The sequence below is a fragment of the Rhodanobacter sp. UC4451_H18 genome (assembly GCF_052978225.1).
In genome coordinates, this window is the sequence record NZ_CM129663.1 from 2,820,670 (window position 1) to 2,844,805 (window position 24,136).

Here is a 24,136-nt window from a genome sequence, read left to right on the forward strand (position 1 = left end):
GCGGGAGTGCCGATCTCACCGGTGCGCACCGGTCGTCATTCCCGCGAAAGCGGGAATCCATGGGTTCACGAGGTAAAAGACAGCGGATGACCAGACATTCGTCTGTTGAAAAAACGCCTCCCGCTCTCGCGGGAATGACGATGCTCCAATGAGAGTCATCGGGAGCAGGTCGCATTATCTGGTGCCCATGCCACGCGCGGCGATCACCGCCATGGTGATGCGCGAGATGCACACCAGCGCGCCGTCCTCGTCCTCGATGCGGATCTCCCACACCTGGGTGGTGCGGCCGATGTGCAGCATCCTGGCGGTGCCGGTGACGGTGCCCGAGCGCACGCCGCGGATGTGGTTGGCGTTGATGTCCAGGCCCACCGCCAGCTCCTGGTCCGGGTCCAGGGTAAGCATCGCCGCGGTGCTGCCCAGGGTCTCGGCCAGCGCCACCGAGGCGCCGCCGTGCAGCAGGCCGTAGGGCTGGTGGGTGCGCGCGTCGACCGGCATGGTGCCTTGCAGCCAGTCGTCGCCGACCGCGGTGATGCGGATGCCCAGCGTCTCCATCATCGTGTTGGCGCTCCAGCTGTTGAGGCGGGCCAGGTCGGTGGATTGTTTCCAGAGGCTCATCGTTGATTCCCGTGCGGCGAGCCCGCATTGTTGTCTGTCGCGTTCACGGCGACAATGCTGCCGGTGCCCATCGTTACCCTGAAATCCTCCGGCCGGCAGTTCCCCGTGGCCATCGGCGAGACCGTGCTGGAAGCGGCGCAGCGCGCGGGCGTGGCGTTGCCGTATTCCTGCCGCGCCGGCGTCTGCGGCAGTTGCAAGGCCACCGTGCTGCAGGGGCGCTGCGAATACCCGCGCAACCCGCCGCTGGCGCTGAGCGCCGATGCGGTGGCCCATCACGCGGTGCTCTTGTGCCAGGCCGTGCCGGTCACCGACCTGCTGCTGGAAGCGCGCGAAGTGCCCTCGGTGGAGGACATCGTGCGGCGCCAGCTGGGGGTGGAAGTGGTCGACAAGTGGCGCCTGGCCCCCGACGTGATCGGCGTGCGCCTGCGCCCCGAACGCGGCGAACGGCGCCTGCGCCGGCTGCCCGGCCAGTATTTGGACGTGGTGCTTGAAGACGGCCGGCATCGGCCGTTCTCGATCGCCAACCGGCCGCAGCCGGACGGCAGCCTCGAACTGCACGTTCGTCACGTCGCCGGCGGCGGCTTCACTTCATGGGTCAACGATGCCCTGCAGGTCGGCGACCGCCTGCGCGTGGAGGGGCCGCTGGGCACCTTCGTGCCGCGCGAGGATTCCGAACGGCCGATGATCTTCATGGCCGGCGGTACCGGCTTCGCGCCGGTCAAGGCAATCATCGAGCACTTCATCGCGCTGGGCACGCGCCGCCCGATCCGGCTCTACTGGGGCGCACGCAGCGCCGACGAGTTGTACCTGCGCGAGCTGGCCGCGCAGTGGGCGCGTGACGTGCCCGGCCTCGACTTCCATCCGGTGGTGTCCGACGCCGCGCGCGCCGACGGCCTGCGCACGGGCCTCGTGCATGAGGCAGTGCTGGCCGACTGGCCCGACCTGTCGGGTCACGACCTCTACATGAGCGGCCCGCCGGCGATGATCGACGCTGCGCACCCGAGCTTCCTCGCCGCCGGCCTGCCGGAGGATCGGCTCTACTACGACTCGTTCGAATACGCGCCCGACGTGCTGGCGCAGATCATCGCCAGCCGCGCCGGCATCCATGATGGCTAGAGGCGGGTGAAGATGAGTGAGAAAAGAGAGGACAACCCCGCTTTCTCTCACTTCTCACTCCTCTCCACTCGCTCCTGCTACTTGTTGCCTTTGGCCACCGGCAACTGCGCCGCGTGCCAGGCCAGCACGCCGCCGCCGAGGGTGTGCACGTGCTCGAAGCCGGCCTTGAGCAGGCGCTGCGCGGCCTTGGCCGCATTGCCGCGACCGTCCTTGTCCATCAGCACGACCGGCAGGGACTTCGCGGCGGCGAGATCCTTCTTTTCCGGGTCGAACTGGCTCATCGCCACGTGCTTCGCACCGGGCACGTGCATCTTCTCGAAGTCCGCCAGCGCGGACAGGTCGATCAGCAGGGGATTGTCGCGGTTGATCAGGCCGGTGAGCGCGGCCGGGCTCAGTTCCTTGATCTTGCTGAACATGATCCGCGCCTGGATGACCAGCAAGGCCACCAGCAGGATCACGAACAGCACCGACAGGGCGACATGGTTGCCGACAAAGGCAGGCAGCTGGTGCAGGAAATCGTTCATCGTCAGTCCATCGGCGCGCCGCGCGGCGCCGGTTCGGGTAAACCCGCGATTATACGGGTTGCGTGCGGCAGCCGGCGCCTGTGCTCATTCGCGCGTGATGTCCGGCAGCCCGCTGGTCAGCCACCAATGCCTGGTCTGCTCGTCGTAATGCCAAGTCTGGCGGTCGATCACGCTGCGCTCGGCCTGGGTGTGGATGTTGACCACGCTGATCCGCACCGTCTGCTGCACCTCGGTCGGGCCGAGTGGCACCGGGCCGCTGCCGTCGTCGTACTCGGTGACGCGCACCTGCTTGTAGCGCGCGCGGTCCAGTTCGCTCAGCGGGTGTTCGGCACGGATCTTCGGGTCGATGAATTGCGCGGCACTGGCGAAATCGCCCCAGCGCAGCGTGCCGGCATAGGCCGACAAGGTGGTGGTCAGCGAGCGGCTGCGTTCCTGCGTGGCGCAGGCGGCTAGCAGCAGGAGCGACAACACCAGCAGGAGCTGCGGGATACGGCGCATGGATGGTTCTCCTTGGCGGTGGCCGGGCCATTCTGCCTCATTCAAGCCGGCAGGGTCGGCTCGCGCCGCTTGGCCACGAAACGCGCCGCCAGTGTGGCCGCGGGCTGGCCGTCGGTGCCGGGAACGATGCATTCGACCGCGATGCGGGCGCGTCCGCGCGCGGCCAGCGTGTCGAAGAAGGTGTCCCACCGTGCGTCGGGCGCGAGCCGCGCCTCGCTGCAGAAGTCCTGCCACAGCGGCGCGAGGTAGCGCACGCCGGATTCGGCGACGAACACGTCGCAGTCGATGCCGCGCCGGCGCAGCGCCAGTTCAACCAGTGCCCAGCCGCTCAGCGTCATCAGGCTGACCAGGCTGCCGCCGAACGCGCAGCCCTTGTCGTTGACATTCGGCGGCAACGGCGCGCACAGACTCAGCATGTCGGCGTCGTGGTGCTGCAATCGCAGGTCCATTGCGCGGGCCAGCGGGATTTCATCGCGGATGAACCGGATCAGGCGCTGCGCGTCATCGTTGTCGGAAAGGGTATCCACGTGGCTCGATGAGGTGGGGGAAAACTCCACAGTGTAGGGCCGCCGCTACACTGCAGCCATGCCGGACCATCGACCCGACACGCGAACGCACCCGCAGGCCCTGACGAGAGTCGGCGCCTTGCGCGCCCGGGTGCTCGTCATCACCCGCCCGGTGGGCACCGCTGCGGCCTTGTCGCGTCGCGTGCGCGCGCTCGGTGGCGTGCCGTTGTCGCTGCCCGGCCTGGCGCTGCGCGCAGCGGACGATCCGGCGGCCGTGCGTGCGCAGCTGCGCGAGGCGCTCGCCGACGAACTGGTGATCTTCACCAGCCCCGCGGCCGTGCATCACGCAGCGGCGCTCGTTGCGCTGCGCACGCGGTCGACCGTGCTGGCGGTGGGGCAGGGCACTGCGCGTGCGCTGCGCCGGCATGGGGTGAAGCAGCCGCTGTGTCCTGACCAGCAGGACAGCGAAGGCCTGCTCGCGCATCCGGCATTGCAGGCATTGCGCGATCGCCGCGTGGCGCTGATCGGCGCGCCGGGTGGCCGCGGCGTGCTGCGCCGCGAACTCGCCGCACGCGGTGCATGCCTGCACGAAGTGCAGGTCTATCGTCGCGTGCCGCCGCGGCTCGATCGCCGCCACACCGCGGCGCTGCAGGTACTGCCGCGTTCGGCGCGCGTGCTGCTGTCCAGCCAGGAGGCGCTGCACAACCTCTGCAGCTTGCTGCCCCCGCCGGCGCGGCAGCGCCTGTGTGCCGCCACCGCCGTGGTGAGCAGCGAACGGCTGGCCGCGGCCGCGCGTGCGGCCGGGTTTCGTCGCGTCGTGCAGGCAGCCTCGGCGCTGGCCGACGACATGCTGGCCGCTGCCGCGCGTTGAGGCGCTCTTCACGCGCAGGCGCTACGAACGCAGGCGTATGGCCTGCTAGCATGCGAGCCATGAGCCAGCCAGATGAACCCACCGAGCCGCTCGCCGCGGCAGCCAGGACCCCGGCCTCGTCGCGGGACGTGCAGCCCGATCCGGTGATCGTCGACCCGCCGCGCTCGCGCCCGGCGCCCGCTGGCCGCGCGCCGCAGTCACGTGGTGGCGGCACCTTGGCATTCGCCCTGATCCTGTCGCTGCTGGCGCTGGCCGCCGCCGCATGGGTCGGCTGGCAGCAATGGCAACAGCAGCGCGGCAGCAACGCCGACCGCCAGGGCGTGGCGGCCTTGCAGCAGCGCGCAGAGGGCATCGAATCACGCGTGGGTGCGCTGGCCGACCAGCGTGCCAGCCTCGATCAGCGCGTGGACGACGCGGCGGCAGTCAACCGGTCGCTGCGCGAAGAATTGCTGGGCCAGAGCGAGCGCATCCGCAACCTGGAAGATGCCGTGGCCAAGCTGGCGGAGAAGAGCCTCTCCGGCCACGACGCCATGCTGCTGGACGAAACCGACTCGCTGCTGCGCATGGGCGCCGAGCGCTATCGCCTGTTCCACGACGCACCAGCGGCCGCTGCCGCCTACGAGCTGGCCGACCAGACCCTGGCGGCGGTCAATGACGGCGCCTTCAGTGGCGTGCGCCAGGATATCCAGGCCGAGCGCGAAGCCCTGCTGAAGAGCCAGCCGACCGACCAGGCCGGGCTGCTGCAGCAGTTGCAGGCGCTGCGCGGCACGATCGGCGAACTGCCGCTGAAGCCACTCGACACCCCCGCCGCCGCGCAGGCCACCGACGTCTGGTCGCGCATCCGCCGCGCGCTCGGCAGCGTGGTCAGCGTGCGTCGCGACAACGGTGCGCCGCTGGCGGTGGCTGATGCCCGCTTCGCGCGCGAGCTGGCCACGCTCGACCTGGCGCAGGCGCAGGCCGATCTGCTCGCCCACGACGGCATCGCCTATGCCGCGGCATTGCAGCGGGTGCAGGCCAGCCTGACGAGCCAGTTCGATGGCGACGCGAATTCGGTGCAGCAAGCCCGCGCCGCGCTGAAGAAGCTGCAGGAGCAACGACCTGCCGACAGCGCGGTGGAACTGGGTGCGGCCTTGCGCGAGTTGCGCAACCTGCGCGCGGTGCACGCGCTTGCGCCCGCGCCGGCCCAGTCCGCGGCGAAGCCTGCCGTTCCGGCGGCACGCCGGGGTGGAGTGCAGCCATGAGGCTGTGGCGCTGGCTGTTGCTGCTGGTCATCGTGGCGGCCGTGGCCGCGTTCGGCTGGCACTGGGTGGCCGAAGACCCGGGCTACGTCCTGCTGCGCATGCGCGGCTGGCGCGTCGAGACCACGGTGATTGCCGCGGTGGTGCTGTGGCTGCTCGCCTGGGCCGTGCTCAGCCTGGCGTGGAGCCTGCTGCGCTGGCCGTTCGGCGCACTCTCGCGGCGCCATCGCCGGCTCAGCCAGCAGCGCCTGGGCGAAGGTCTGGTGGCACTGATCGAAGGCCGCCACGGCGACGCCGAGCGCGACCTCAATCGCGCCTCGCGGCTGGAAAGCCTGCGCGGCCCGGCCCTGCTCGCCGCCGCCGAAGCCGCGTCGCGCCGCGGCGAGTCCGCCCGCGCGCTGGAGTCGCTCGATCGGGCTTCGCAATACGTTCCGCAGGCGGCCCGCGTGTTGCGCGCCCGCCTGCTGCGGCGCGAGGGCAAGCCGGCCGAAGCGCTGGCGCTGCTGGCGCCGGAAGCGGACAAGGGCACGCTCACTCCCGGCGGTTGGCGCGAGCTGGCGCAGGCGGCTCGCGAAAGCGGCGATCTGCGCCGCGCGCGCACCGCGCTGGCGCCGCTGCAGAAGAGCGGCGCGCTCGGCAGTCGCGCGTACGCGGCACTGGAAACGCAGATCCTGGCCGATACCTTGCAGGCCGCGCCGGACGGCGCCGCGCTGAACACGCTGTGGTCGCAGTTGCCGAAAGCGCAGCGCCGCCCGCCGACCGTGGTCGACGCCTATGCGCGCCGCGCCGCGTTCTTCGGACTGATGCTGCCGGCGATGGACGAACTGGAGTCGGCACTGCGCCGCGAATGGTCGCCGCGCCTGATCGAGACCTGGGGCCTGCTTGCCGGCGACGATCTCGAACCGCGCCTGCGCCGCGCCGAAGCCTGGCTCGACGTCCACCCGAACGACGCCCACCTGCTGCTCGCCCTGGGCCGCATGTGCGTGCGCCTGAAACTGTGGGGCAAGGCCCGCCAGTACCTCGAACGCTCGCTGGCGCTGGAGCCCGTCGCCGGCGCGTGGGAAGCCCTCGGCGACACGTTCGCCGGTCAGGGCGACGCTGCCGAAGCGCAGCGCTGTTATCGCAACGCACTGGCGATGACCCGCGGCGAAGCCGTGCGCGACACCCGCAGCCGCACCGGCGGCGCCATCGACACCACCGTCATTGCGGTGGAGGAGCGCGACCAGCACGGCGTGCCGAGGTTGCGCAGCTGAACCTCGGCCAGTGGCCCGCTCAGGTCGTCCCCGGCCTCCCGATTTCCACACGCGAACTTCCTTTCGTCGCCCCGGTCCCATGCCTGATCTCGAACCGGATCAGCACATGAAACATCGACACGCGGGACTTCTTGGCCTGGCCTGCAGCGGACTGTTCATTGCAGCCGCCGCGACGGCGGCTCCGCCGGCGCCAGCGACCACGCCGGACAGCTACGCCAGGCCCGGCCAGCGCATCGCCATCGATCACGGGCGCAGCCTCAACCTGCGCTGCAGCGGCAGCGGGCCGGTGACGGTATTGCTGGAGGCCGGGGCGCATGCCGATTCGCAGAGCTGGTTCCGCGTGCAGCCATTGCTGGAAACGCATGCGCGCGTGTGTGCCTATGACCGCGCCGGCTACGGCTTCAGCGACGAGGGCCCGTTGCCGCGCGATCTTGCCGCCGACGTCGCCGACCTGCATGCGCTGATCCGCGCCGCCGGCCTGCACACACCGCTGCTGCTGGTGGGTCATTCGCTGGGCAGCAACATCGTGCGCCGCTATGCCAGCGAGCATCCGGACGACGTCGCCGGGATGGTGCTGGTCGATCCGCCGGCACAGGACCAGGCACGTTTCCTGCCGGCATCGTGGACGAAGGACGAAGCTGCGCTGACGACGCAGCGCGACGCCTTCATCGCCAGCTGCGAGCAGGGCGCCGAGCGGGGCGTGCTGGGCCAGCCGCCGCTGGCGCTGGCGCAGTGCGTCGGCGGACCGCTGCCGTGGCAGAGCGCGGCGGTGGCGGCCGCCGACCGTGCGCGCAAGCTGCGTCCGGCGTTCTGGCATACCTTGCGCTCGGAGCTGGCGCAGAACGCGTCGGTGTTCGCCGCGCCGGTGCCGGCAAGCGAATCGCACGGCGACATGCCGCTGCTGGTGCTGCAGGCTTCGGGCACCTACGCGGATGCGCCGGAAGCCATGCGCAAGCCGCTGGAGGCCGCGCGCGAGGCGACGCAGCAGCGCATCACGGCCAGCTCGACCCGCGGCAGGCTGCGCCAGGTGGCCGACAGCTCGCACGACATCGAGATGGATCAGCCGCAGGCGGTGGCCGATGCGGTCATGGAGCTGCTGCGCGAACCGGCCCCGGCCAGGCGCTGACCCGCGCGACGCGCGCGGGCAGCCTCAGCGTTCCTTGATGCGCAGGTTCTTCATCAGCAGGTCGAGCTGGTGTTTCATGCGGGCCTGCGAAGAAGTGCCGGCGACGCCGTAGAAAGCGGTGTACAGCACCGACGGTTTGCCCTCGCCCGGCGCTGGCGCGGCCACGGCGTCGATCTTCATCAGGCCGTTCTCGGGGCGCGCCACCGCGTTGAACGGAAACTGGCGCTGCACCAGTTGCTGCCAGCGGCTGCTCATGTCCTTGTCCAGGTTCGGTGGCGGTGCCATGTAGCGCTGGATGTCGACGTTTTCCTGGTTGTCGGAGGTGGAGTCCTTCCACACATTGACGATGCCCACGTCCCACACCGGCTTGCCGTCGGAAAGAAAGAAGCGGAAGCCAAGCCACAGCATGTTGTCGGGGGTGATCTCCTGCACCTCGGAGCCGTAGGAGAAAGCCACCCGCGGCGACGCATAACTGAAGCGGTGGCCGTAGTCGAAGTCGATGCGGATGTCCTTGAAGACGGCCGGTTTCAGCTTCGCGTTCTTCAGGTAGCCGGTCCACTGCGCAAGCGTGCCCTCGTAGGTCGCGTGGATGAAGCCGCTGAGCTGGTCCATGTCCAGCCGGGTGTCGTGCAGGCTTGCCGGCGACGTCATCCGGGTCAGCATCACGCTGCCGTCAGGCACCGGCAGCGAATACACCACGCCCAGCGCGTTGGCATATGGCAACGCCCATACCGACACATGCCACGGCCGGCCCCAGCGATCCTCGTGCACCGATTCCTGCACGGGCTTGCCGAAGGAGGTGATCTTGATGTTCTCGCCGGCCACCGCGCGCCGGAACATGCCGGTCTGCGCCAGCAGGTCCATGCGCGCACGTGCATCGCGGTAATAGGTTTCCGCGTCGAAACCGTCGGGGCGGCGCAGATGAAACAGGCCGTTGCGATCGATCGCGCCGGCGTCCACGTAGCCATTGCCGCTCAGCGTGTAATGACTGGAAGCCTCGCCCACGCGGCTCCATTCGCCTTCCGCACCGCGCATGATCAACGACGGGAACGCGTTGAGCTTGGTGCGCTGGTGCAGCAGGCGCAGCGAGCCCGGGCCATCGGGAAACAGGTTGGCGGATTCCCTGGCGAGCAGGGTTTTCAGCATTGTGTCGGCGTTGGCGTTCGTGCGATCGAGGAAGGCGCGGTAGAACGCGTCCAGGCCCAGCGGAAGCGCGAACTGCGCCTTGAACGTGCCGTTCTCGACGGCCTGGAAGATGTCCAGCTGATAGACCAGGCGGGAGTCGATGATCGCCTGGTGCGCCGGGGCGTTCAGCACCTCGCTGATCGGCAGCGCGTAGTTGAGGTTCTCGTTCGCCGATTTCGCCAGCACCACGCCGATGAGCTTGCCGTTCCTGTCCAGCAGCGGGCCGCCGCTGTTGCCCGGTGAGGCGGCGGCGGAAAAGCGCATCCAGTTCCAGCTGCCGTCCTGCTGTTCCGGCGTGTTGGAGGTGTACAGGCCGTCGCGGATCACGATGCCGGTGCCCAGCGCGTTGCCCACCGCATACACGACCTGGTTCAGTGCCGGCCGGGTGTCCACCGGCAGCGGCTTGACCGACGGCGGCGAGGCCAGCGAGAACACCACGAAGTCCTTGCGCAGCGAGTACTGCTCGATCTTGTCGATGGCGTAGACATGGCCTTGCGAATCGCGCAATTCGGGTGCGCCCCACAGGCTGCCCGCGCCGGCCAGCAGCACGTGGCCGGCGGTGACATAGCGGTTGGGGCCGATCGCGAACGCCGTGCCGATCGAGTGGTACTTGTCGGTGCGTTCCTGGAACGGCAGCAGGTCCAGCGGCAACGGCTTCTCGTAACTCAGCGGATCGTCGACGGGCTTGGCCTGCACGACCTCGAACGTGGCCGCTTCGATGCGGGGCAGCATGGCCGGATCGAGCGTCGCGGCGTGGCTGCCGGTGAAGCCGCCCCAACCGATGCCGATGCACAGCGCCCACCGCGCGAAGTTCCTTCCCGTGCCGCCGATCCGGCGGCTCACGCCTTGCGAACTGGACATGGATTTCCCTGGCTGCGGGCGGCCATCCGAGTATCCCCCGTGAATGCTCGCGGACGCGGCCCCGCTGCAGATAGTGGCATGCCGCCGCGGCAATTGCATCGCGCGGCTTGCCTTGCGGCTCCTGCCCCGTACGCGGTTACAGCGCGGTGAGATTGGCGTAGGCCGCCACCAGCCACTTGCTGCCCACCCCTTCGAAGTTGACCTGCAGGCGGGTGTGCGCGCCGCTGCCCTCGGCGCTGAGCACCACGCCTTCGCCGAAGCTGGGATGGCTCACGCGCTGGCCGAGTTTCACCGGCAGTGACTCGTCCAGGGAGGGCGACGTCTCGCGCGCGCGACCGGTGTACAGCGGCCGGGTCACGTGCACGCGCGGACGCACTTCGTCGATCAGTTCGGCCGGCATTTCGGCGAGGAAGCGCGACGGGCGAGTCAGCATCTCGGCACCGTGCATGCGGCGCGACTCGGCGTGGCTGACGATCAGCCGCTGGCGCGCACGGGTGATGCCGACGTAGGCGAGCCGGCGCTCTTCCTCCAGCCGGCCCTCGTCGTTCACCGAGCGCTGGCTGGGGAACAGGCCTTCTTCCATGCCGACCAGGAACACCACCGGGAACTCCAGCCCCTTGGCCGAATGCAGGGTCATCAGCTGCACGCAGTCCTCGCCTTCGGCACCCTGGCTTTCGCCGGCCTCCAGCGCGGCGTTGGAGAGGAACGCGTTGAGCTCGCTCAGGCCCGCGTCGATATCCTCCGCCGAGCGCTCGAAGCGGCTGGCCACATTGATCAGCTCGTCCAGGTTCTCCACCCGCGCCTCGGCGTTGCCGCGGCTGTCCTTCTCGTAATAGTCGCGCAGGCCGGTGTGGGTGATGGCATGGTCGATCTGTTCGGCCAGGGACAGGGAATGGCTCCCCTCTCCCTCCGGGAGAGGGGCCGGGGGTGGGGGTACGGGCGGAGCGGCGCCTTCCGGTGATCTCGTACCCTGAAAGTCGTGCGCCATCTGGTCGATCAAGGCCAGGAATGCCTTCACCGCATTCTTCGCGCGGCCGGCCAGCTCGTTGCCGCTGCCCAGTTCGATCAGCGCCGCTTCCCACATCGAGACGTTGTCGCGCCGCGCGCGCCGGCGCAGCACGTCGAGCGTGCGCTCGCCGATGCCGCGCGGCGGGGTGTTCACCGCGCGCTCGAACGCGGCATCGTCGTGGCGGTTGGCGCTGAGGCGCAGGTAGGCCAGCGCGTCCTTCACTTCGGCGCGGTCGAAGAAGCGCTGGCCGCCGTAGACGCGATAGCCGATGCGGCGCTGGACGAGCTGCTCCTCGAAGTTGCGCGACTGTGCGTTGGAGCGATAGAGGATCGCGCAATCCTGCGCACTGCCGTGCTCGTCGATGTACTCGCGGATGCGCTCGACCACGAAGCGCGCCTCGTCCTGCTCGTTGTAGGCGGCATACAGCGCGATGCGCTCGCCGTCCTCGCCGGCCGTCCACAGCTGCTTGCCGAGGCGGCTGCCGTTGCGCTGGATGATGTGGTTGGCCGCCTGCAGGATGGTCGAGGTGGAGCGGTAGTTCTGTTCCAGCTTGATCGTGCGCGCACCGGGAAAATCGCGCAGGAACTGCTGCATGTTCTCGACCTTGGCACCGCGCCAGCCGTAGATGGACTGGTCGTCGTCGCCTACTGCGAAAACCTGACCGGTTTTCGCGGGAATAGGGAATGGGGAATAGGGAATAGGAGCATCCCCGGTCGCCGCGGCGCCGTCAGCTCTCCCTATTCCCGATTCCCTATTCCCGATTCCTTGGTTCGCACCCGACAGGACGCGCACCCACGCATACTGCAGCGTGTTGGTGTCCTGGAACTCGTCGATCAGCAGATGGCGCCAGCGTTGCTGGTAGTGCTCCAGCACGGCGGGATTTTTCAGCCACAGCTCGTGCGCGCGCAGCAGCAGTTCGGCGAAGTCCACCAGGCCGGCGCGACGACAGGCTTCCTCATAGGCCGTGTAGATGTTGACGAAAGCGCGCGTTACCGGGTGGTCGCGATGCTCGATGCTGTCCGGCCGCTTGCCCTCGTCCTTCCACTGGTTGATCTGCCAGCAGGCCTGGCGCGGCGGGAACTTCGCCTCGTCCAGCCCCAGCCCGGCCACCACGCGCTTGACCAGCCGCTGCTGGTCGTCGGAATCCAGGATCTGGAACGTCTCGGGGAGGCCCGCCTCGCGCCAGTGCCGGCGCAGCAGGCGGTGGGCGATGCCGTGGAAGGTGCCCACGGTCAGCCCCTGGGTGCCACCGGGGATCAGCGAGGCCAGCCGCGCGCGCATTTCGCCGGCGGCCTTGTTGGTGAAGGTGACGGCGAGGATTGCCCACGGCGGCACGCCTTCGGCCTGCATCAGCCAGCCGATGCGGTGGGTCAGCACGCGGGTCTTGCCGGAGCCCGCGCCGGCCAGCACGAGGTAGTGCCCGGGTGGGGCGCAGACGGCTTCGCGCTGGGCTTCGTTCAGCGGATCGATCAGGTACGAGACATCCATCTCGCCCATTGTAGTGGCCGCCAACGAAAACCGCCGCGAAGCGCGGCGGTTTTCGTTGGCGGGTCGATGCGCTTCAGCGCTTCTGCATGAAGCCGCCGAGGGCGAGCAGGCCGCCGACGACGATGCCGACGATGCCGATCCACTGCGGCACGCCCTTGTCGTGCGTGGCGGTGAGCTTGGCCGAGCCGACCTGCACCAGCGTGTCGGTGTCCTGGTAGAAGGCATGTCCGGCGACCACCCAGATGCCCGCGGCGACGAGAATGATGCCAATGACGATCAAGCCTGCACGCATGGTATTCCCCGTGATGATGGTGGATCGAGTATGCCGCAATCGTTCGTGCACGGAATGTACACGCCGGCGAGGCAAAAAAAGGCCCCGAAGGTTAGGGGGAACCTTCGGGGCCGGGGCAGACGCGAAAACCCAGGGGAGAGGTTCGCGACTGTGGCCGCCCAGGGAGGTGGGCTGGCCGCGGATGCCGTTGCGTGCATCCGAAGGATTAGATGCGGCCGCGCCGGGAAAGTTGCAAGGCTCGCGCAGAAATTCAACTGCGATTCATTCTCATGGAAAATTAACCTCCGGCCGGCGTCAGTGTGCCTCGTCCCAGTTGGCGCCCACGCCGACATCGACCAGCAGCGGCACGGACAGTTCCGCCGCGCCGGACATCCGCTCCGACACCGCGCGGCGGACCTCCTCGACGGCGTCGGCGCGCACCTCGAACACCAGTTCGTCGTGCACCTGCATCAGCATGTGGGCGTCGTCGCGTTCGGCCAGCCACGCCGCCACGGTGATCATCGCGCGCTTGATGATGTCCGCCGCGGTGCCCTGCATCGGCGCGTTCACCGCGGCGCGTTCGGCGCCCTGGCGCAGGCCGGCGTTGCGTGCGGTGAGGTTTTCCAGGTACAGCCGGCGGCCGAACAGGGTCTCCACGTAGCCGTCGCGGTGGGCCCGCTCGCGGGTGGCTTCCATGAACGCGCGCACGCCGGGGTAGCGCGAGAAATAGCGGCCCATGTAGTCGCTGGCCTCGCCGCGGTCCACGCCGAGCTGGCGGGCCAGGCCGAACGCGCTCATGCCGTACATCAGGCCGAAATTGATCGCCTTGGCCGCGCGGCGCTGGTTGGTGGTGATGTCTTCCGGCGCCACGCCGAACACTTCGGCCGCGGTGGCGCGATGCACGTCGCCACCGGAGTGGAACGCGCGCAGCAGGCCTTCGTCGCCGGACAGGTGGGCCATGATGCGCAGTTCGATCTGCGAGTAGTCCGCCGCCATCACCTTCCACCCCGGCGGCGCGATGAAGGCCTGGCGGATGCGCCGGCCTTCCTCGGTGCGCACCGGGATGTTCTGCAGGTTGGGGTCGGAGGAGGAGATCCGCCCGGTCGCCACCGAGCCCTGGTGGTAGCTGGTGTGCACGCGGCCGGTGCGCGGGTTGACGATGCCGGACAGCTTGTCGGTGTAGGTGCTGCGCAGCTTGGCCAGGCCGCGGTAGTCCAGGATCAATCGCGGCAGTTCGTGCGTCTCGGCAATCGCCTCCAGCGCTTCCTCGTTGGTCGAGGGCTGGCCGGTCGGCGTCTTGAGTTTCGCTTCCAGGCCCAGTTCGTCGAACAGCACCGCCTGCAGCTGCCTGGGTGAATCGAGATTGAACTCGCGCCCGGCCAGCGCGTGCGATTGCTGCTGCAGCTCCAGCATGCGCTTGCCCAGCTGCTGGCTCTGCGCGCGCAGCGCGTCGCCGTCGATCAGGACGCCGCGGCGCTCCATCCCGGCCAGCACCGGCACCAGCGGAATCTCGATCTCCTCGTACACGCGTTGCAGCGAGGGCACGCCCTGCAGCCTGGGCCATAGCGCATGGTGCAGGCGCAGGGTGATGTCGGCATCCTCGGCGGCGTAGCGGCAGGCAGTGTCCAGGTCCACCTGCGAGAAGGAAATCTGCTTGGCCCCCTTGCCGGCGACCTGCTCGTATTTCACGGTCTCGTAGCCGAGGTATTTCTTCGCCAGCGAATCCATGTCGTGGCGTGTGGCGGTGGCGTTCCACACGTAGGATTCAAGCATCGAATCATGCTTCACGCCCTGCACCGTGATGCCGTAATGCGACAGGATGTTGATGTCGTACTTCGCGTGCTGGCCGAGCTTGGGCCGCGCGGCATCCTCGAAGATCGGCTTGAGCGCGCGCAGCACCTCGCCACGATCGAGCTGCGGCGGCGCGCCCGGATAGTCGTGGCCGAGCGGGATGTAGCAGGCCTTGCCCGGCTCCACCGCGAAACTGATGCCGACGATGTCCGCACGCATCGCGTCGATGCTGGTGGTTTCCGTATCGAAGGCGATCAGTTCGGTGCTGCGAAGCTTTTCCAGCCACGCATCGAAGGCCGGCCGGGTGATGACCAGTTCGTATTCGCCCGGCCCTTGCAGGAGCGCACCCTGTGCGCGATGCCCTTCGTCCCGCGCCGGAAGAGCTTCGCGCACGGGGTGCGCTCCTGCAGGTTCCGCCGCTCCATCCAGCTCCTTCAACGCCGCCTTGAACTCGTAGCGCGTGTACAGCTCGCGCAACTGTTCGACATCGGGCTCGCGCTGCGCCAGGTCGGTGGGGCCGAACTCCAGTGCCACGTCAGTCTTGATCGTCACCAGTTCGCGCGACAGCGGCAGTTGCGGCAGCGTGGCGCGCAGGCTCTCGCCGATCTTGCCGCCGACCTTGTCGGCATTGGCCATCACGCCATCCAGCGAATCGAACTCGGCCAGCCATTTGGCGGCGGTCTTGGGCCCGCACTTGGGCACGCCGGGAATGTTGTCGATGGCGTCGCCGGTGAGCGTGAGAAAGTCGATGATCTGGTCCGGCCGCACGCCGAACTTGGCCATCACGCCGGCATCGTCCATCACCGTGCCGGTCATGGTGTTGACCAGGGTGACCTGCGGTCCGACCAGCTGCGCCATGTCCTTGTCGCTGGTGGACACTTCCACCTCGATGCCGAGTGCGCGCGCCTGCACCGCCAGCGTGCCGATCACGTCGTCGGCCTCGACGCCGTCCACGCGCAGGATCGGAAAGCCCAGCGCAGCGACGATGGCCAGCATCGGCGCAACCTGCGCGCGCAGGTCGTCCGGCATCGGCGGCCGGTTCGCCTTGTACTGGTCGTACAACGCATCGCGAAAGGTCGGCCCGGGCGCGTCGCTGACGAAGGCCAGGTAATCGGGCTTTGCCTTCAGCGTGGCGCGCAGCATGTTGACCACGCCGAACAGCGCACCGGTGGGCTCGCCGCGCGCGTTGGAAAGCGGCGGCAACGCGTGGAACGCGCGGTAGAGATAGGACGAACCGTCGATGAGGATGAGCTTGGGCATGGGCGGGATTCTCGCATGCACGGCGAAATGTCGCGTTTCACGGAAGCGCCGCGGGTGCGCTGCTATGCTGCCCTCCCCATCGAGGTTGCCACCATGAAAATCCCTGCCGTGCCGGTTGTTGTCGCCACCTTGCTGTCGACCGCGCTGTTCGCCGCGGCAGTGCACGCCCAGACGGCCGCCCCCGGTCCGGCCTTGCCGCCGCCCGGCATGAACGATCCCGGCGTGCAGGCAAACCCGCCGCCGGCCACGTCCGCGGCACCGCCCGCGAGCGCGCCGAAACCCGATCTGCGTCCGCTCACCCTGCCGGCGATGAAGAGCGGCGACAGCCGCATGGGCCGTCCCGCCGACGAACCCGAAGTGCAGATCCGTCAGCAGGGCGAAAACACGGTGCAGGAATACAGCCGCAACGGTCGCGTCTACATGGTGGTGGTCACGCCCAGGCACGGCCTGCAGCAGACCTACATGGTCGACCCGCAGGGCCGGCTGGTGGACGAACACGGCCAGCGACGCGCCACGCCTGCGCTGTACAAGGTGCTGGAATGGGGCAAGAGCCGCCCGCCGGCCGAGCCGTCCGACGACACCGGCGCGCCGGCTTCCAGCAGCAGTCGCTGAACCTCGATGACGGCGCGGCCGCTCAGGCCGGGTCGTCCAGCTCCGGGTAGTGGCGGAAGATGCCGCTTTCATTGAACGGTACGCGCCGCGTGGACGCCAGGTAGGCCGCGATACGCGGGCGCTGGGTCACGTTGGCGTGCAGCGCGTGCAGCAAGGGCAGGCCGGCGTGCAGGCGTTGCATCGTGCGGGGAAACGCATAGTTCAGGCCGCTCATCAGCTGGAACAGCGACAGGTCGACGCAGGAGTGCCGGCGCAGCGCGTGGCGGCCACCGCCGCGCTCCAGCACCTGCTCGAAGTAGTGGAGGAACTTCGGCAGCCGCTGCGTGCGCAGGTCGCCGGCCCGGCGGCGGGCTTCCTCGCGCTGGTCTTCGTAGTAAAGGCCGCTGGCGATGGGGTGGTGCGCGTCGTGCACTTCGGCCACGAGGTCGGCGATGGTCAATTGCAGCTGGTGGGCGTAGCGCCGCACGCTGGTGCCTTGCGGCAGCAGCGACAGTGGCGGGCCCAGGTACTGCACGATGTTCGCGGTCTGCGCGATCACCAGCCGACCGGCCTTGAGAAACGGCGGCGCGAACGGCAACGCGCCTTCGTGCGCGCCGTCGAGGTAGCGCACGATGGCATCGTCGCCTTCCTCGCGCGCCACGTCGACGTAATCGGCGCCGGCATCCTCCAGCGCCAACCGCACGAATTCACCGCGGCCCTGGATGCCGCTCCAGTAATACAGTTCGTAGCGCATGGCAGCCTCCGCAGCGGGATATCCGATGCCGCGGCGTGACACTACTACGCGACGTGCAGGAGCCCGCTCGCGGGCGATGCTCTTGCCTTTGCGAATCCCCGGGAAAAGCATCGCCCGCGAGCGGGCTCCTGCGGGGCGTGCGCTCAGTGGCGGAAATGGCGCATGCCGGTGAACACCATCGCGATGTCGTGTTCGTCGGCGGCGGCGATCACTTCGCCATCGCGCATCGAGCCGCCGGGCTGGATCACCGCAGCGATGCCCGCCTCGGCCGCCGCGTCGATGCCGTCGCGGAACGGGAAGAACGCGTCGCTGGCCATCACCGAGCCGCGCACTTCGAGCTTCTCGTCGGCGGCCTTGATGCCGGCGATCTTCGCACTGTAGACGCGGCTCATCTGGCCGGCACCGACGCCGATGGTCTGGCGATTCTTCGCATAGACGATGGCGTTGGACTTGACGAACTTGGCCACCTTCCAGGCGAAGATGAGGTCGTGGATCTGCGCTTCGGTGGGCGCCTTGCGGGTGACCACTTTCAGGTCCGCCGCGGTGATCATGCCGGTGTCGGCGCTCTGCAGCAGCAAGCCCGAACCGACGCGCTTGGAGTGCATGCCGGGGTGGGCATCACGCAGTTCGCCGTGCGTCGGCAGCGGGATCACCAGCACGCGCACGTTGCCTTTCTTGTGGAATGCCTTCAGCGCGTCATCCGCGTAGGCCGGCGCCAGCACCACCTCGACGAACTGGCGCTCGACGATCGCCTTCGCGGTAGCGCCGTCGACTTCGCGGTTGAACGCGATGATGCCGCCGAAGGCCGAGGTGGGATCGGTCTGGAAGGCCAGGTCATACGCCTTGCCGATGCCGTCCAGGCTCACCGCCACGCCGCAGGGGTTGGCGTGCTTGACGATCACGCAGGCCGGCTTGACGAAGCTGCGCACGCATTCCCACGCGGCGTCGGCGTCGGCGATGTTGTTGAACGACAACTCCTTGCCCTGCAGCTGGCGGAAGGTGGCCAGCGTGCCCGGCGCCGGATACAGGTCGCGGTAGAACGCGGCGCTCTGGTGCGGGTTCTCGCCGTAGCGCAGGTCCATCAGTTTGACGAAGCGGCCGTTGACCTGGCCGGGGAACATGTCGTGGCCGGCGATGGCGTCCTGGGCGTCGTTGAGTTGCAGCGCGGACAGGTAATCGCTGATCGCGCCGTCATAGCTGGACACGTCGTTGAACGCGGCCACCGCCAGCTTGAAGCGCGTCGCGCGAGTCAGGCCGCCTTGAGCCTCGATCTCCTCCAGCGCCGCGTCGTACTGCGCGGGCGAGGTCAGCACGGCCACGTCGTTCCAGTTCTTCGCCGCCGAGCGCAGCATGGCCGGACCGCCGATGTCGATGTTCTCGATCGCCTGCTCCAGCGTGCAGTCGGGCTTCGCCACCGTGGCCTCGAACGGGTAGAGGTTCAGCACCAGCAGGTCGATCGGCGCGATGCCGAGTTCGGCCATCACCGCGTCGTCGGTGCCGCGCCGGCCGAGCAGTGCGCCGTGCACCTTCGGGTGCAGCGTCTTCACGCGGCCGTCCATGATCTCGGGGAAGCCGGTGACGTCGCTGACCTCGGTAACCGCGATGCCCGCCTCGCGCAGCGTGCGCGCCGAGCCGCCGGTGGAAAGCAGTTCCACCCCCTTCGCCGCCAGCCGCCGCGCCAACTCGACCAACCCCGTCTTGTCGGAAACGCTGAGCAGCGCGCGGCGAACGGGAACGACGGCAGGGACGGACATGATGGCTCCGGGATCAGGGATGGAAAATTCGTTGTTGCAGTGGCGGGCCGGGCGGTGATCTGGGCTGTTGCCAATCCCCCATCCCGCGTCAGCGGCCTCAAAGCAACCCGTGCGCCGCCAGCTTCTTGCGCAGCGTGGCGCGATTGATGCCCAGCGCCACGGCGGCGCGGCTCTGGTTGCCGCCGTGGAAGGCCAGCACCTCGCGCAGCAGCGGCACTTCGACTTCGTGCAGCACCAGCGCGTGCAGGCCCTCGGCACATTCGGTGTCGCCGATGTCGGCCAGATAGCGTCGCACCGTGCGGCTGACGCACTCACTCAGTGCGCTGCCGGAGCCGTGCGCAAGCGCAGCTTGCGACGAGGTCGATACGGCAGCCTCGGCGGCAGGCAGTCTGGCGGCATTCACGGATACTTTCCCTCGCATGCGGTGCGGCGGCTGCGAGGGCCGCTGCGTTCTCTGGTGTCGGTTGGTGCATTCGCAGCATGGATTGAGTGCCGGCGGGCACTCGGTGCGAGCGCTTGAGTCTACCCTTGTGCGCGGTCGATTTTAAGTCCCTCGACAAGCGCGGGAGACCCTGATCCGTTCAGCCGAGGCGTCGTTGCCCATGGGGCGCGGCACGCTTCACTCGAAGCCGAACTCGAACGCGACGGCCTGGTCGCCGGGGTCCTTGACCTCCAGCAGCAACACCGCCACGGCACCGGGCGCCAGGCCGCGACGCAAGGTCGCAGGGTCGTCGAGGTACTCCGTCGGCTGCAGCCGGCGCATGGCCAGTCGCTGGCCTTGCGCGTCGGACAGCGTCACCGTCACCACCGGATAGGGCTGCGCGAAGCTGGCGTCGTTGCGCACGCTGGCGCTGATCATCAGCGCGTTCGGCACGCTGGGGTGCGCCTGCACGTTGCTGGCGAGCAGGCGCAGGCGTGCCGGCGCGGCCACCAGCGGCAGCCGGCAGTGCAGCACGGCACAACTGCTGCGCAACCAGCCGCCCACGGTGGGATCGCGGATCAGGGCGTCGCGCTTGGCCCACCCCAGTTGCGCGAGCAACAGCAGTGTCAGCACGCCGCAGGCAAGTATCCACGGCCAGTTGCGCTCGCCTGAGGCGGCGCGCAGGCGATGGGCTTTCCCGCGCGTGCGCTTGCCCGCGCGGCCGCGCGACTGGCGGGCGAAGCGCGGCGTGAACACCAGTTGCGAAAAATCCTCGGGCGGCGCGCTGGCCGGCTGTTCGGTCGCCACCACCACCGGCTCGGGTTGCGGCCGATAGACCACCAGGTCCAGCAGCGGCGGTTCCAGCGCGGGCTCGTTGACGGCCAGTTCGACGAATGGCTCGGGCGGCAATTGCTCGGTGAGCGTGGCCAGGCTGCCGAAGCTGGCGTTGCAATGCCCGCACACCACGTGACCGTGAGCCTTCGCCAGTGTCTGTGCATCCAGCGAAAACACGGACAGGCATTCGGGGCATTGGGTATACATGCGTCGCCGCTTCAACCGGTATCGCCCAAGCTTAACAGGCTGTCCGGAGCATGCGGATGCAGCGGCGGCGTCAGCGGCGACGACGCCCGCTGATGCGCACCCAGTCGTCGCGAAGGTCTGCGCGCAAGTCCTCGAACCATTCCGCGTAGCGCGCCAGCAACTCGTCCTGCTGGCCGGCGAGGATACCGGAGATCGCGAAGGGCGCGCCGGGTTTTGCCGCGGCCGCGAAGGTCGGCGCCAGCGTATCGAGCGGCCCGGCGAGGATGTTGGCGACGAACACGTCGGTGGCGCCGTCGGGGTGATCTTCCGGCAGGAACAGCGTCAGGCGATCGGCCACGCCGTTGCGCGCGGCGTTGTCGGCCGAGGCCGTGAGTGCCTGCGGATCGTTGTCGATGCCGATTGCGGCAGCGGCGCCGAGCTTCAGCGCAGCGATGGCCAGGATGCCGGAGCCGCAGCCGTAATCGGTGATCGTCCTGCCGTGCAGGTCGAGCCCGTCCAGCCATTCCAGGCACAGCGCGGTGGTCGGGTGGGTGCCGCTGCCGAAGGCGAGGCCCGGGTCGAGCCGCACGACGACGCGCGTGGAGGCGTCGGAGCGGCCGATGTTGCCGTCATCGACGGGCGGCTCGATGTTCCACGGATAGATCCACAACCGGTGGCCGAACGCCATCGGCTTGAACTGGTCCATCCACGCGCGCTCCCAGTCCTGGTCGGCGACGTCGCGGAAGCTCAGCTGATCCGGTTCCAGCCATGGCAACAGGTCGCCCAGTGCCGCGGCAATGCCGCGCCGGTCGGCGTGCTCGTCGAACAGCGCATCCAGCGTGATCGTCGGCCACAGCGGCAACTCGCCCACGCCCGGCTCGAAGATCGCCTGCTCGTCCGGCGTCTCGGCGTCGGCATCGCGCAGGGTGATCGACAACGCGCCCAGATCCTCCAGCGCCTCTTCCACGCGTGGCTGCTGTTCGGTGCGGATGATCAGGGAGAGTTCGAGGAAGGGCATGAGGCGAGGAGTGAGTGAAGAGGAGTGAGGAACGAGAGAAGGGCGAGGCTTGGCGAGTGTGTCAAAGGTGGAGAGAAGCACGGGCGCGCCGGCCTTCTCTCACTCCTCAACTCCTCTTCACTCACTTCTCTGCCGCACCGGCGGCAGCCTTTTCCTTCTGTTCGGCCATGCGTTTTTCCAGGTAATGGATATTCTGGCTGCCGTGCTGGAAGCCGACGTCGGCCATGATCCGCTGCTGCAGCGGGATGTTGCACTTGACGCCTTCGATGACCGTTTCGGCCAGCGCCAGCTGCATGCGCGCGATGGCGGTCTTGCGATCCGGGCCGTGGACGATCAGCTTGCCGATCATCGAGTCGTAGTTCGGCGGGATCCTGTAGCCGTCGTAGAGGTGGGTGTCCACGCGCACGCCGGGGCCGCCCGGCGCCTCGAAGCGCTTCACCGTGCCGGGGCTGGGCATGAAGGTGTCCGGGTCCTCGGCGTTGATGCGGCACTCGATGGCGTGGCCGGTGATGTGCACGTCTTCCTGCCGGATCGACAACGGCTGGCCGCCGGCGATCAGCAGCTGCTCGCGCACCAGGTCCACGCCGGTGATGAATTCGGTCACCGGGTGCTCGACCTGGATGCGGGTGTTCATCTCGATGAAGTAGAAGCGGCCGTTCTCGAACAGGAACTCGAACGTGCCGGCGCCGCGGTAGCCGATGCGCAGGCAGGCGTCGACGCAGACCTTGCCGATCTGCGCGCGCAGCTCGGGCGTGATGCCCGGCGCCGGCGCTTCCTCGACCACCTTCTGGTGGCGGCGCTGCATCGAGCAGTCGCGTTCGCCGAGATAGATGGCGTGGCCCTGGCCATCGGCCAGCACCTGGATCTCCACGTGGCGCGGGTTCTCCAGGAACTTCTCCATGTAGACCTGATCGTTGCCGAAGGCCGCCTTGGCCTCCTGCTTGGTCATCACGATGGAGTTGCCCAGGTGCGCCTCGGTGCGCACCACGCGCATGCCGCGGCCGCCGCCGCCGCCGGCGGCCTTGATGATCACCGGGTAGCCGATCTCGCGCGCGATCTTGATGCTGGCGTCGACATCCTCGGTCAGCGGACCACCGGAGCCGGGCACGCAGGGCACGCCGGCCGCCTTCATCGCGCGGATCGCCTCGACCTTGTCGCCCATCAGGCGAATCACGTCGGCGGTCGGTCCGATGAAGATGAAGCCGGACTGCTCCACCTGCTCGGCGAAGTCGGCGCGCTCGGAGAGGAAGCCGTAGCCCGGATGGATGGCCTGGGCGTCGGTGATCTCCGCCGCGGCGATGATGCGCGGGATGTTGAGGTAGCTGTCCGCCGACGGCCCCGGGCCGATGCAGATCGCCTCGTCGGCCAGGCCGACGTGTTTCAGGTTGCGGTCCACGGTGGAGTGCACCGCGACCGTCTTGATGCCAAGGCTGTGGCACGCGCGCAGCACGCGCAGGGCGATTTCGCCGCGATTGGCGATGACGACTTTTTCTAGCATGGGAATGTGAAAGGGAATAGGGAATGGGGAATAGGGAATAGGGAGATCATCGAATCGCCTCTCTTGTTCGCAGTGTGTTCATCAGACCAGTCAGCATGGCAAACACCTCATCTATGGAAATCTTGGTGTCAACCGGAATAGTCCCGTAACCAAGCCGTGCGGCGATCTGCAGCTGAGTGTCCAGCTCTGATAGCGATCCACGAGCGATCGACAAAAAGCGCAGGTATTCGGGAGTCGAGCGACGAGCGGCGCCCTCGGCGATGTTAGACGGGACGCTGACGGCAGCGCGCCTGAGCTGGGCGGTCAGCCCGAAGCGTTCGCTGTCGGGGAATGCCGAAGAGCAGGCATAGACTTGCTCCACCAGCGACATTGCTCGCTTCCAGACCGACAAGTCTTCGTGCGGCCGCTTTGACAATTCCCTATTCACGATTCCCTATTCCCTGCTTTTCAGGCAATCACGAACATCGGTTCGTCGAATTCCACGGGCTGGCCGTTCTCGATCAGGATGGCCTGTACGGTGCCGGCGACTTCGGCTTCGATCTGGTTGAACATCTTCATCGCCTCGATCACGCCCAGGGTGTCGCCGGCCTTGACCTGCTGGCCGACCTTGACGAAGGCGGGGGCGCCGGGCGAGGCGGAGGCGTAGAAGGTGCCGACCATCGGCGCCTTGACCACGTGGCCGGCCGGCAGGGCGTCGGCGGGCGGCGCTTCGGAAGCGGCGGCGGGCGCAGCGGCCACCGGGGCGGCGGCCACGGCGGGCGCGGCGGCGGCCACCGGCGCGGCGGCCGCGACCGGTGCGGTGCCCTTGGGCACGCGCGACAGACGCACGACTTCCTCGCCCTCCTTGATCTCCAGTTCGGCGAGGTTGGATTCCTCGAGCAAGTCGATCAGCTTCTTGATTTTGCGCAAATCCATCGGATCAGCCTTTGGTCAGTCATGCCGCCGTGGAGGCGGCTGGAAGGGGAAAGAGGGTGCCGCCGGTCAGGCGTCGGCGGCAGGCGGCGCCTGCAGCCGCTGGATCGCCGCGTCCAGCGCCAGTGCGTAGCTGGCGCTGCCGAAGCCGCAGATCACGCCGAGCGCCAGATCCGACAGATACGAGTGGTGGCGGAACGGCTCGCGCGCGAACACGTTGGACAGGTGCACTTCGATGAACGGGATGGCCACCGCCGCAAACGCGTCGCGCAGCGCGATGCTGGTATGGGTGAAGGCGCCGGCATTGCACAGGATCAGGGCGGTGCGGTCGTCGCGCGCCTGGTGCACGCGCGCAATCAGCTCATGCTCGGCATTGGACTGGAACCACTGCAATTCGTGGCCGGCCGCCTGCGCCCGATCGGCCAGGCTCTGGTTGATCCCGGCCAGCGTTTCGCGGCCGTAGATCTGCGGCTCGCGTGCACCCAGCAGGTTGAGGTTGGGTCCGTGCAGGACCAGGATCTTCGCCACGAAACCACCCAGCTTGCGTCCGGAGGCC

General features: G+C 68.4%; 23 protein-coding genes. 6 read left to right on the forward strand and 17 right to left on the reverse strand.

The features are described from left to right. Nucleotides 1-174: 174 nt before the first annotated feature. Nucleotides 175-615, reverse strand: a complete 441-nt coding sequence (locus tag ACVCMG_RS12695; protein WP_447099625.1) for a hotdog fold thioesterase — start codon at nt 613-615, stop codon at nt 175-177. A 54-nt stretch (nt 616-669) separates the two neighbouring features. On the opposite strand from ACVCMG_RS12695, the gene ACVCMG_RS12700 reads away from it, so the two are divergent. Next, on the forward strand, nt 670-1,731 hold the full coding sequence (locus tag ACVCMG_RS12700) for a 2Fe-2S iron-sulfur cluster-binding protein (protein ID WP_447099519.1): 1,062 nt from the start codon (nt 670-672) through the stop codon (nt 1,729-1,731). 77 nt (nt 1,732-1,808) lie between these two features. Here the strand turns inward: ACVCMG_RS12700 and ACVCMG_RS12705 are convergent, their stop codons facing one another. The 3 genes from ACVCMG_RS12705 to ACVCMG_RS12715 form a co-directional block, all read right to left on the reverse strand. Continuing rightward, nucleotides 1,809-2,255, reverse strand: a complete 447-nt coding sequence (locus ACVCMG_RS12705) for a rhodanese-like domain-containing protein (protein ID WP_395120315.1) — start codon at nt 2,253-2,255, stop codon at nt 1,809-1,811. An 84-nt stretch (nt 2,256-2,339) separates the two neighbouring features. Beyond that, complete coding sequence (locus ACVCMG_RS12710) at nt 2,340-2,753, reverse strand: hypothetical protein (RefSeq protein WP_447097975.1); 414 nt, start codon at nt 2,751-2,753, stop codon at nt 2,340-2,342. A gap of 41 nt (nt 2,754-2,794) precedes the next feature. Continuing rightward, the gene (locus tag ACVCMG_RS12715; protein ID WP_395120313.1) at nt 2,795-3,280 is read right to left on the reverse strand and encodes a YiiD C-terminal domain-containing protein; all 486 of its coding nucleotides are present in this window, start codon (nt 3,278-3,280) and stop codon (nt 2,795-2,797) included. Nucleotides 3,281-3,338: 58 nt separating this feature from the next. Between ACVCMG_RS12715 and ACVCMG_RS12720 the strand changes: the two genes are divergently transcribed. The 4 genes from ACVCMG_RS12720 (at nt 3,339) to ACVCMG_RS12735 (ending at nt 7,747) form a co-directional block, all read left to right on the forward strand. Then, nucleotides 3,339-4,130, forward strand: a complete 792-nt coding sequence (locus ACVCMG_RS12720) for a uroporphyrinogen-III synthase (RefSeq protein WP_447114278.1) — start codon at nt 3,339-3,341, stop codon at nt 4,128-4,130. Between the two features lie 59 nt (nt 4,131-4,189). Beyond that, nucleotides 4,190-5,371: a uroporphyrinogen-III C-methyltransferase gene (locus tag ACVCMG_RS12725; protein ID WP_447106831.1), complete on the forward strand. Its 1,182-nt coding sequence runs from the start codon at nt 4,190-4,192 to the stop codon at nt 5,369-5,371. Further along, complete coding sequence (locus ACVCMG_RS12730) at nt 5,368-6,621, forward strand: heme biosynthesis HemY N-terminal domain-containing protein (protein WP_447114279.1); 1,254 nt, start codon at nt 5,368-5,370, stop codon at nt 6,619-6,621. The genes ACVCMG_RS12725 and ACVCMG_RS12730 overlap by 4 nt, the downstream gene beginning before the upstream one ends. A 106-nt stretch (nt 6,622-6,727) precedes the next feature. After that, nucleotides 6,728-7,747, forward strand: coding sequence for an alpha/beta fold hydrolase (locus tag ACVCMG_RS12735; protein ID WP_447114280.1), 1,020 nt, complete (start codon nt 6,728-6,730; stop codon nt 7,745-7,747). Between the two features lie 24 nt (nt 7,748-7,771). Here ACVCMG_RS12735 and ACVCMG_RS12740 read toward each other — a convergent pair whose 3' ends face one another. The 4 genes from ACVCMG_RS12740 to polA all read right to left on the reverse strand — a co-directional run bounded on the left by ACVCMG_RS12740 (nt 7,772) and on the right by polA (nt 15,612). Next, on the reverse strand, nt 7,772-9,793 hold the full coding sequence (locus ACVCMG_RS12740) for a trypsin-like peptidase domain-containing protein (RefSeq protein WP_447114281.1): 2,022 nt from the start codon (nt 9,791-9,793) through the stop codon (nt 7,772-7,774). A gap of 136 nt (nt 9,794-9,929) precedes the next feature. Continuing rightward, on the reverse strand, nt 9,930-12,290 hold the full coding sequence (locus ACVCMG_RS12745) for a 3'-5' exonuclease (RefSeq protein ID WP_447106828.1): 2,361 nt from the start codon (nt 12,288-12,290) through the stop codon (nt 9,930-9,932). Nucleotides 12,291-12,363: 73 nt separating this feature from the next. Then, nucleotides 12,364-12,582 carry a hypothetical protein gene (locus ACVCMG_RS12750; RefSeq protein WP_395120306.1) on the reverse strand — a complete coding sequence of 73 codons (219 nt, stop codon included), beginning with the start codon at nt 12,580-12,582 and terminating at the stop codon, nt 12,364-12,366. A 294-nt stretch (nt 12,583-12,876) separates the two neighbouring features. After that, the gene (gene polA, locus ACVCMG_RS12755; RefSeq protein WP_447114282.1) at nt 12,877-15,612 is read right to left on the reverse strand and encodes a DNA polymerase I; all 2,736 of its coding nucleotides are present in this window, start codon (nt 15,610-15,612) and stop codon (nt 12,877-12,879) included. A gap of 93 nt (nt 15,613-15,705) precedes the next feature. Between polA and ACVCMG_RS12760 the strand changes: the two genes are divergently transcribed. After that, nucleotides 15,706-16,224, forward strand: a complete 519-nt coding sequence (locus tag ACVCMG_RS12760) for a DUF2782 domain-containing protein (RefSeq protein WP_395120304.1) — start codon at nt 15,706-15,708, stop codon at nt 16,222-16,224. A gap of 22 nt (nt 16,225-16,246) precedes the next feature. On the opposite strand, the gene ACVCMG_RS12765 is transcribed toward ACVCMG_RS12760, so the two are convergent. From ACVCMG_RS12765 to aroQ, 9 genes are all read right to left on the reverse strand, one after another. Next, nucleotides 16,247-16,957, reverse strand: coding sequence for a glutathione S-transferase (locus ACVCMG_RS12765; protein ID WP_447114283.1), 711 nt, complete (start codon nt 16,955-16,957; stop codon nt 16,247-16,249). Nucleotides 16,958-17,100: 143 nt separating this feature from the next. After that, nucleotides 17,101-18,711 carry a bifunctional phosphoribosylaminoimidazolecarboxamide formyltransferase/IMP cyclohydrolase gene (gene purH / locus ACVCMG_RS12770; RefSeq protein ID WP_395120302.1) on the reverse strand — a complete coding sequence of 537 codons (1,611 nt, stop codon included), beginning with the start codon at nt 18,709-18,711 and terminating at the stop codon, nt 17,101-17,103. Nucleotides 18,712-18,808: 97 nt separating this feature from the next. Further along, complete coding sequence (locus ACVCMG_RS12775; protein WP_395120301.1) at nt 18,809-19,114, reverse strand: helix-turn-helix domain-containing protein; 306 nt, start codon at nt 19,112-19,114, stop codon at nt 18,809-18,811. A gap of 216 nt (nt 19,115-19,330) precedes the next feature. Continuing rightward, nucleotides 19,331-20,173, reverse strand: a complete 843-nt coding sequence (locus ACVCMG_RS12780; protein ID WP_395120299.1) for a zinc-ribbon and DUF3426 domain-containing protein — start codon at nt 20,171-20,173, stop codon at nt 19,331-19,333. A 70-nt stretch (nt 20,174-20,243) separates the two neighbouring features. Beyond that, nucleotides 20,244-21,170 (reverse strand): 50S ribosomal protein L11 methyltransferase, encoded by a 927-nt coding sequence (gene prmA / locus ACVCMG_RS12785; RefSeq protein WP_447099633.1) that lies wholly within the window; start codon nt 21,168-21,170, stop codon nt 20,244-20,246. A 121-nt stretch (nt 21,171-21,291) separates the two neighbouring features. Continuing rightward, the gene (accC, locus tag ACVCMG_RS12790) at nt 21,292-22,668 is read right to left on the reverse strand and encodes an acetyl-CoA carboxylase biotin carboxylase subunit (RefSeq protein WP_395120297.1); all 1,377 of its coding nucleotides are present in this window, start codon (nt 22,666-22,668) and stop codon (nt 21,292-21,294) included. Nucleotides 22,669-22,714: 46 nt separating this feature from the next. Next, the gene (locus ACVCMG_RS12795) at nt 22,715-23,038 is read right to left on the reverse strand and encodes a four helix bundle protein (RefSeq protein ID WP_447099634.1); all 324 of its coding nucleotides are present in this window, start codon (nt 23,036-23,038) and stop codon (nt 22,715-22,717) included. Nucleotides 23,039-23,115: 77 nt separating this feature from the next. Continuing rightward, nucleotides 23,116-23,583 (reverse strand): acetyl-CoA carboxylase biotin carboxyl carrier protein, encoded by a 468-nt coding sequence (accB, locus tag ACVCMG_RS12800; protein ID WP_395120296.1) that lies wholly within the window; start codon nt 23,581-23,583, stop codon nt 23,116-23,118. Nucleotides 23,584-23,649: 66 nt separating this feature from the next. Then, nucleotides 23,650-24,108, reverse strand: a complete 459-nt coding sequence (aroQ, locus tag ACVCMG_RS12805; RefSeq protein WP_395120295.1) for a type II 3-dehydroquinate dehydratase — start codon at nt 24,106-24,108, stop codon at nt 23,650-23,652. Nucleotides 24,109-24,136 lie beyond the last annotated feature (28 nt).

Coding starts and splice junctions, on each gene's coding strand:
- ACVCMG_RS12695 (WP_447099625.1), bottom strand. CDS start 615: ATGAGCCTCTGGAAACAATCCACCGACCTGGCCCGCCTCAACAGCTGG.
- ACVCMG_RS12700 (WP_447099519.1), top strand. CDS start 670: ATGCTGCCGGTGCCCATCGTTACCCTGAAATCCTCCGGCCGGCAGTTC.
- ACVCMG_RS12705 (WP_395120315.1), bottom strand. CDS start 2,255: ATGAACGATTTCCTGCACCAGCTGCCTGCCTTTGTCGGCAACCATGTC.
- ACVCMG_RS12710 (WP_447097975.1), bottom strand. CDS start 2,753: ATGCGCCGTATCCCGCAGCTCCTGCTGGTGTTGTCGCTCCTGCTGCTA.
- ACVCMG_RS12720 (WP_447114278.1), top strand. CDS start 3,339: ATGCCGGACCATCGACCCGACACGCGAACGCACCCGCAGGCCCTGACG.
- ACVCMG_RS12725 (WP_447106831.1), top strand. CDS start 4,190: ATGAGCCAGCCAGATGAACCCACCGAGCCGCTCGCCGCGGCAGCCAGG.
- ACVCMG_RS12730 (WP_447114279.1), top strand. CDS start 5,368: ATGAGGCTGTGGCGCTGGCTGTTGCTGCTGGTCATCGTGGCGGCCGTG.
- ACVCMG_RS12735 (WP_447114280.1), top strand. CDS start 6,728: ATGAAACATCGACACGCGGGACTTCTTGGCCTGGCCTGCAGCGGACTG.
- ACVCMG_RS12740 (WP_447114281.1), bottom strand. CDS start 9,793: ATGTCCAGTTCGCAAGGCGTGAGCCGCCGGATCGGCGGCACGGGAAGG.
- ACVCMG_RS12745 (WP_447106828.1), bottom strand. CDS start 12,290: ATGGATGTCTCGTACCTGATCGATCCGCTGAACGAAGCCCAGCGCGAA.
- ACVCMG_RS12750 (WP_395120306.1), bottom strand. CDS start 12,582: ATGCGTGCAGGCTTGATCGTCATTGGCATCATTCTCGTCGCCGCGGGC.
- polA (WP_447114282.1), bottom strand. CDS start 15,612: ATGCCCAAGCTCATCCTCATCGACGGTTCGTCCTATCTCTACCGCGCG.
- ACVCMG_RS12760 (WP_395120304.1), top strand. CDS start 15,706: ATGAAAATCCCTGCCGTGCCGGTTGTTGTCGCCACCTTGCTGTCGACC.
- ACVCMG_RS12765 (WP_447114283.1), bottom strand. CDS start 16,957: ATGCGCTACGAACTGTATTACTGGAGCGGCATCCAGGGCCGCGGTGAA.
- purH (WP_395120302.1), bottom strand. CDS start 18,711: ATGTCCGTCCCTGCCGTCGTTCCCGTTCGCCGCGCGCTGCTCAGCGTT.
- ACVCMG_RS12780 (WP_395120299.1), bottom strand. CDS start 20,173: ATGTATACCCAATGCCCCGAATGCCTGTCCGTGTTTTCGCTGGATGCA.
- prmA (WP_447099633.1), bottom strand. CDS start 21,170: ATGCCCTTCCTCGAACTCTCCCTGATCATCCGCACCGAACAGCAGCCA.
- accC (WP_395120297.1), bottom strand. CDS start 22,668: ATGCTAGAAAAAGTCGTCATCGCCAATCGCGGCGAAATCGCCCTGCGC.
- ACVCMG_RS12795 (WP_447099634.1), bottom strand. CDS start 23,038: ATGTCGCTGGTGGAGCAAGTCTATGCCTGCTCTTCGGCATTCCCCGAC.
- accB (WP_395120296.1), bottom strand. CDS start 23,583: ATGGATTTGCGCAAAATCAAGAAGCTGATCGACTTGCTCGAGGAATCC.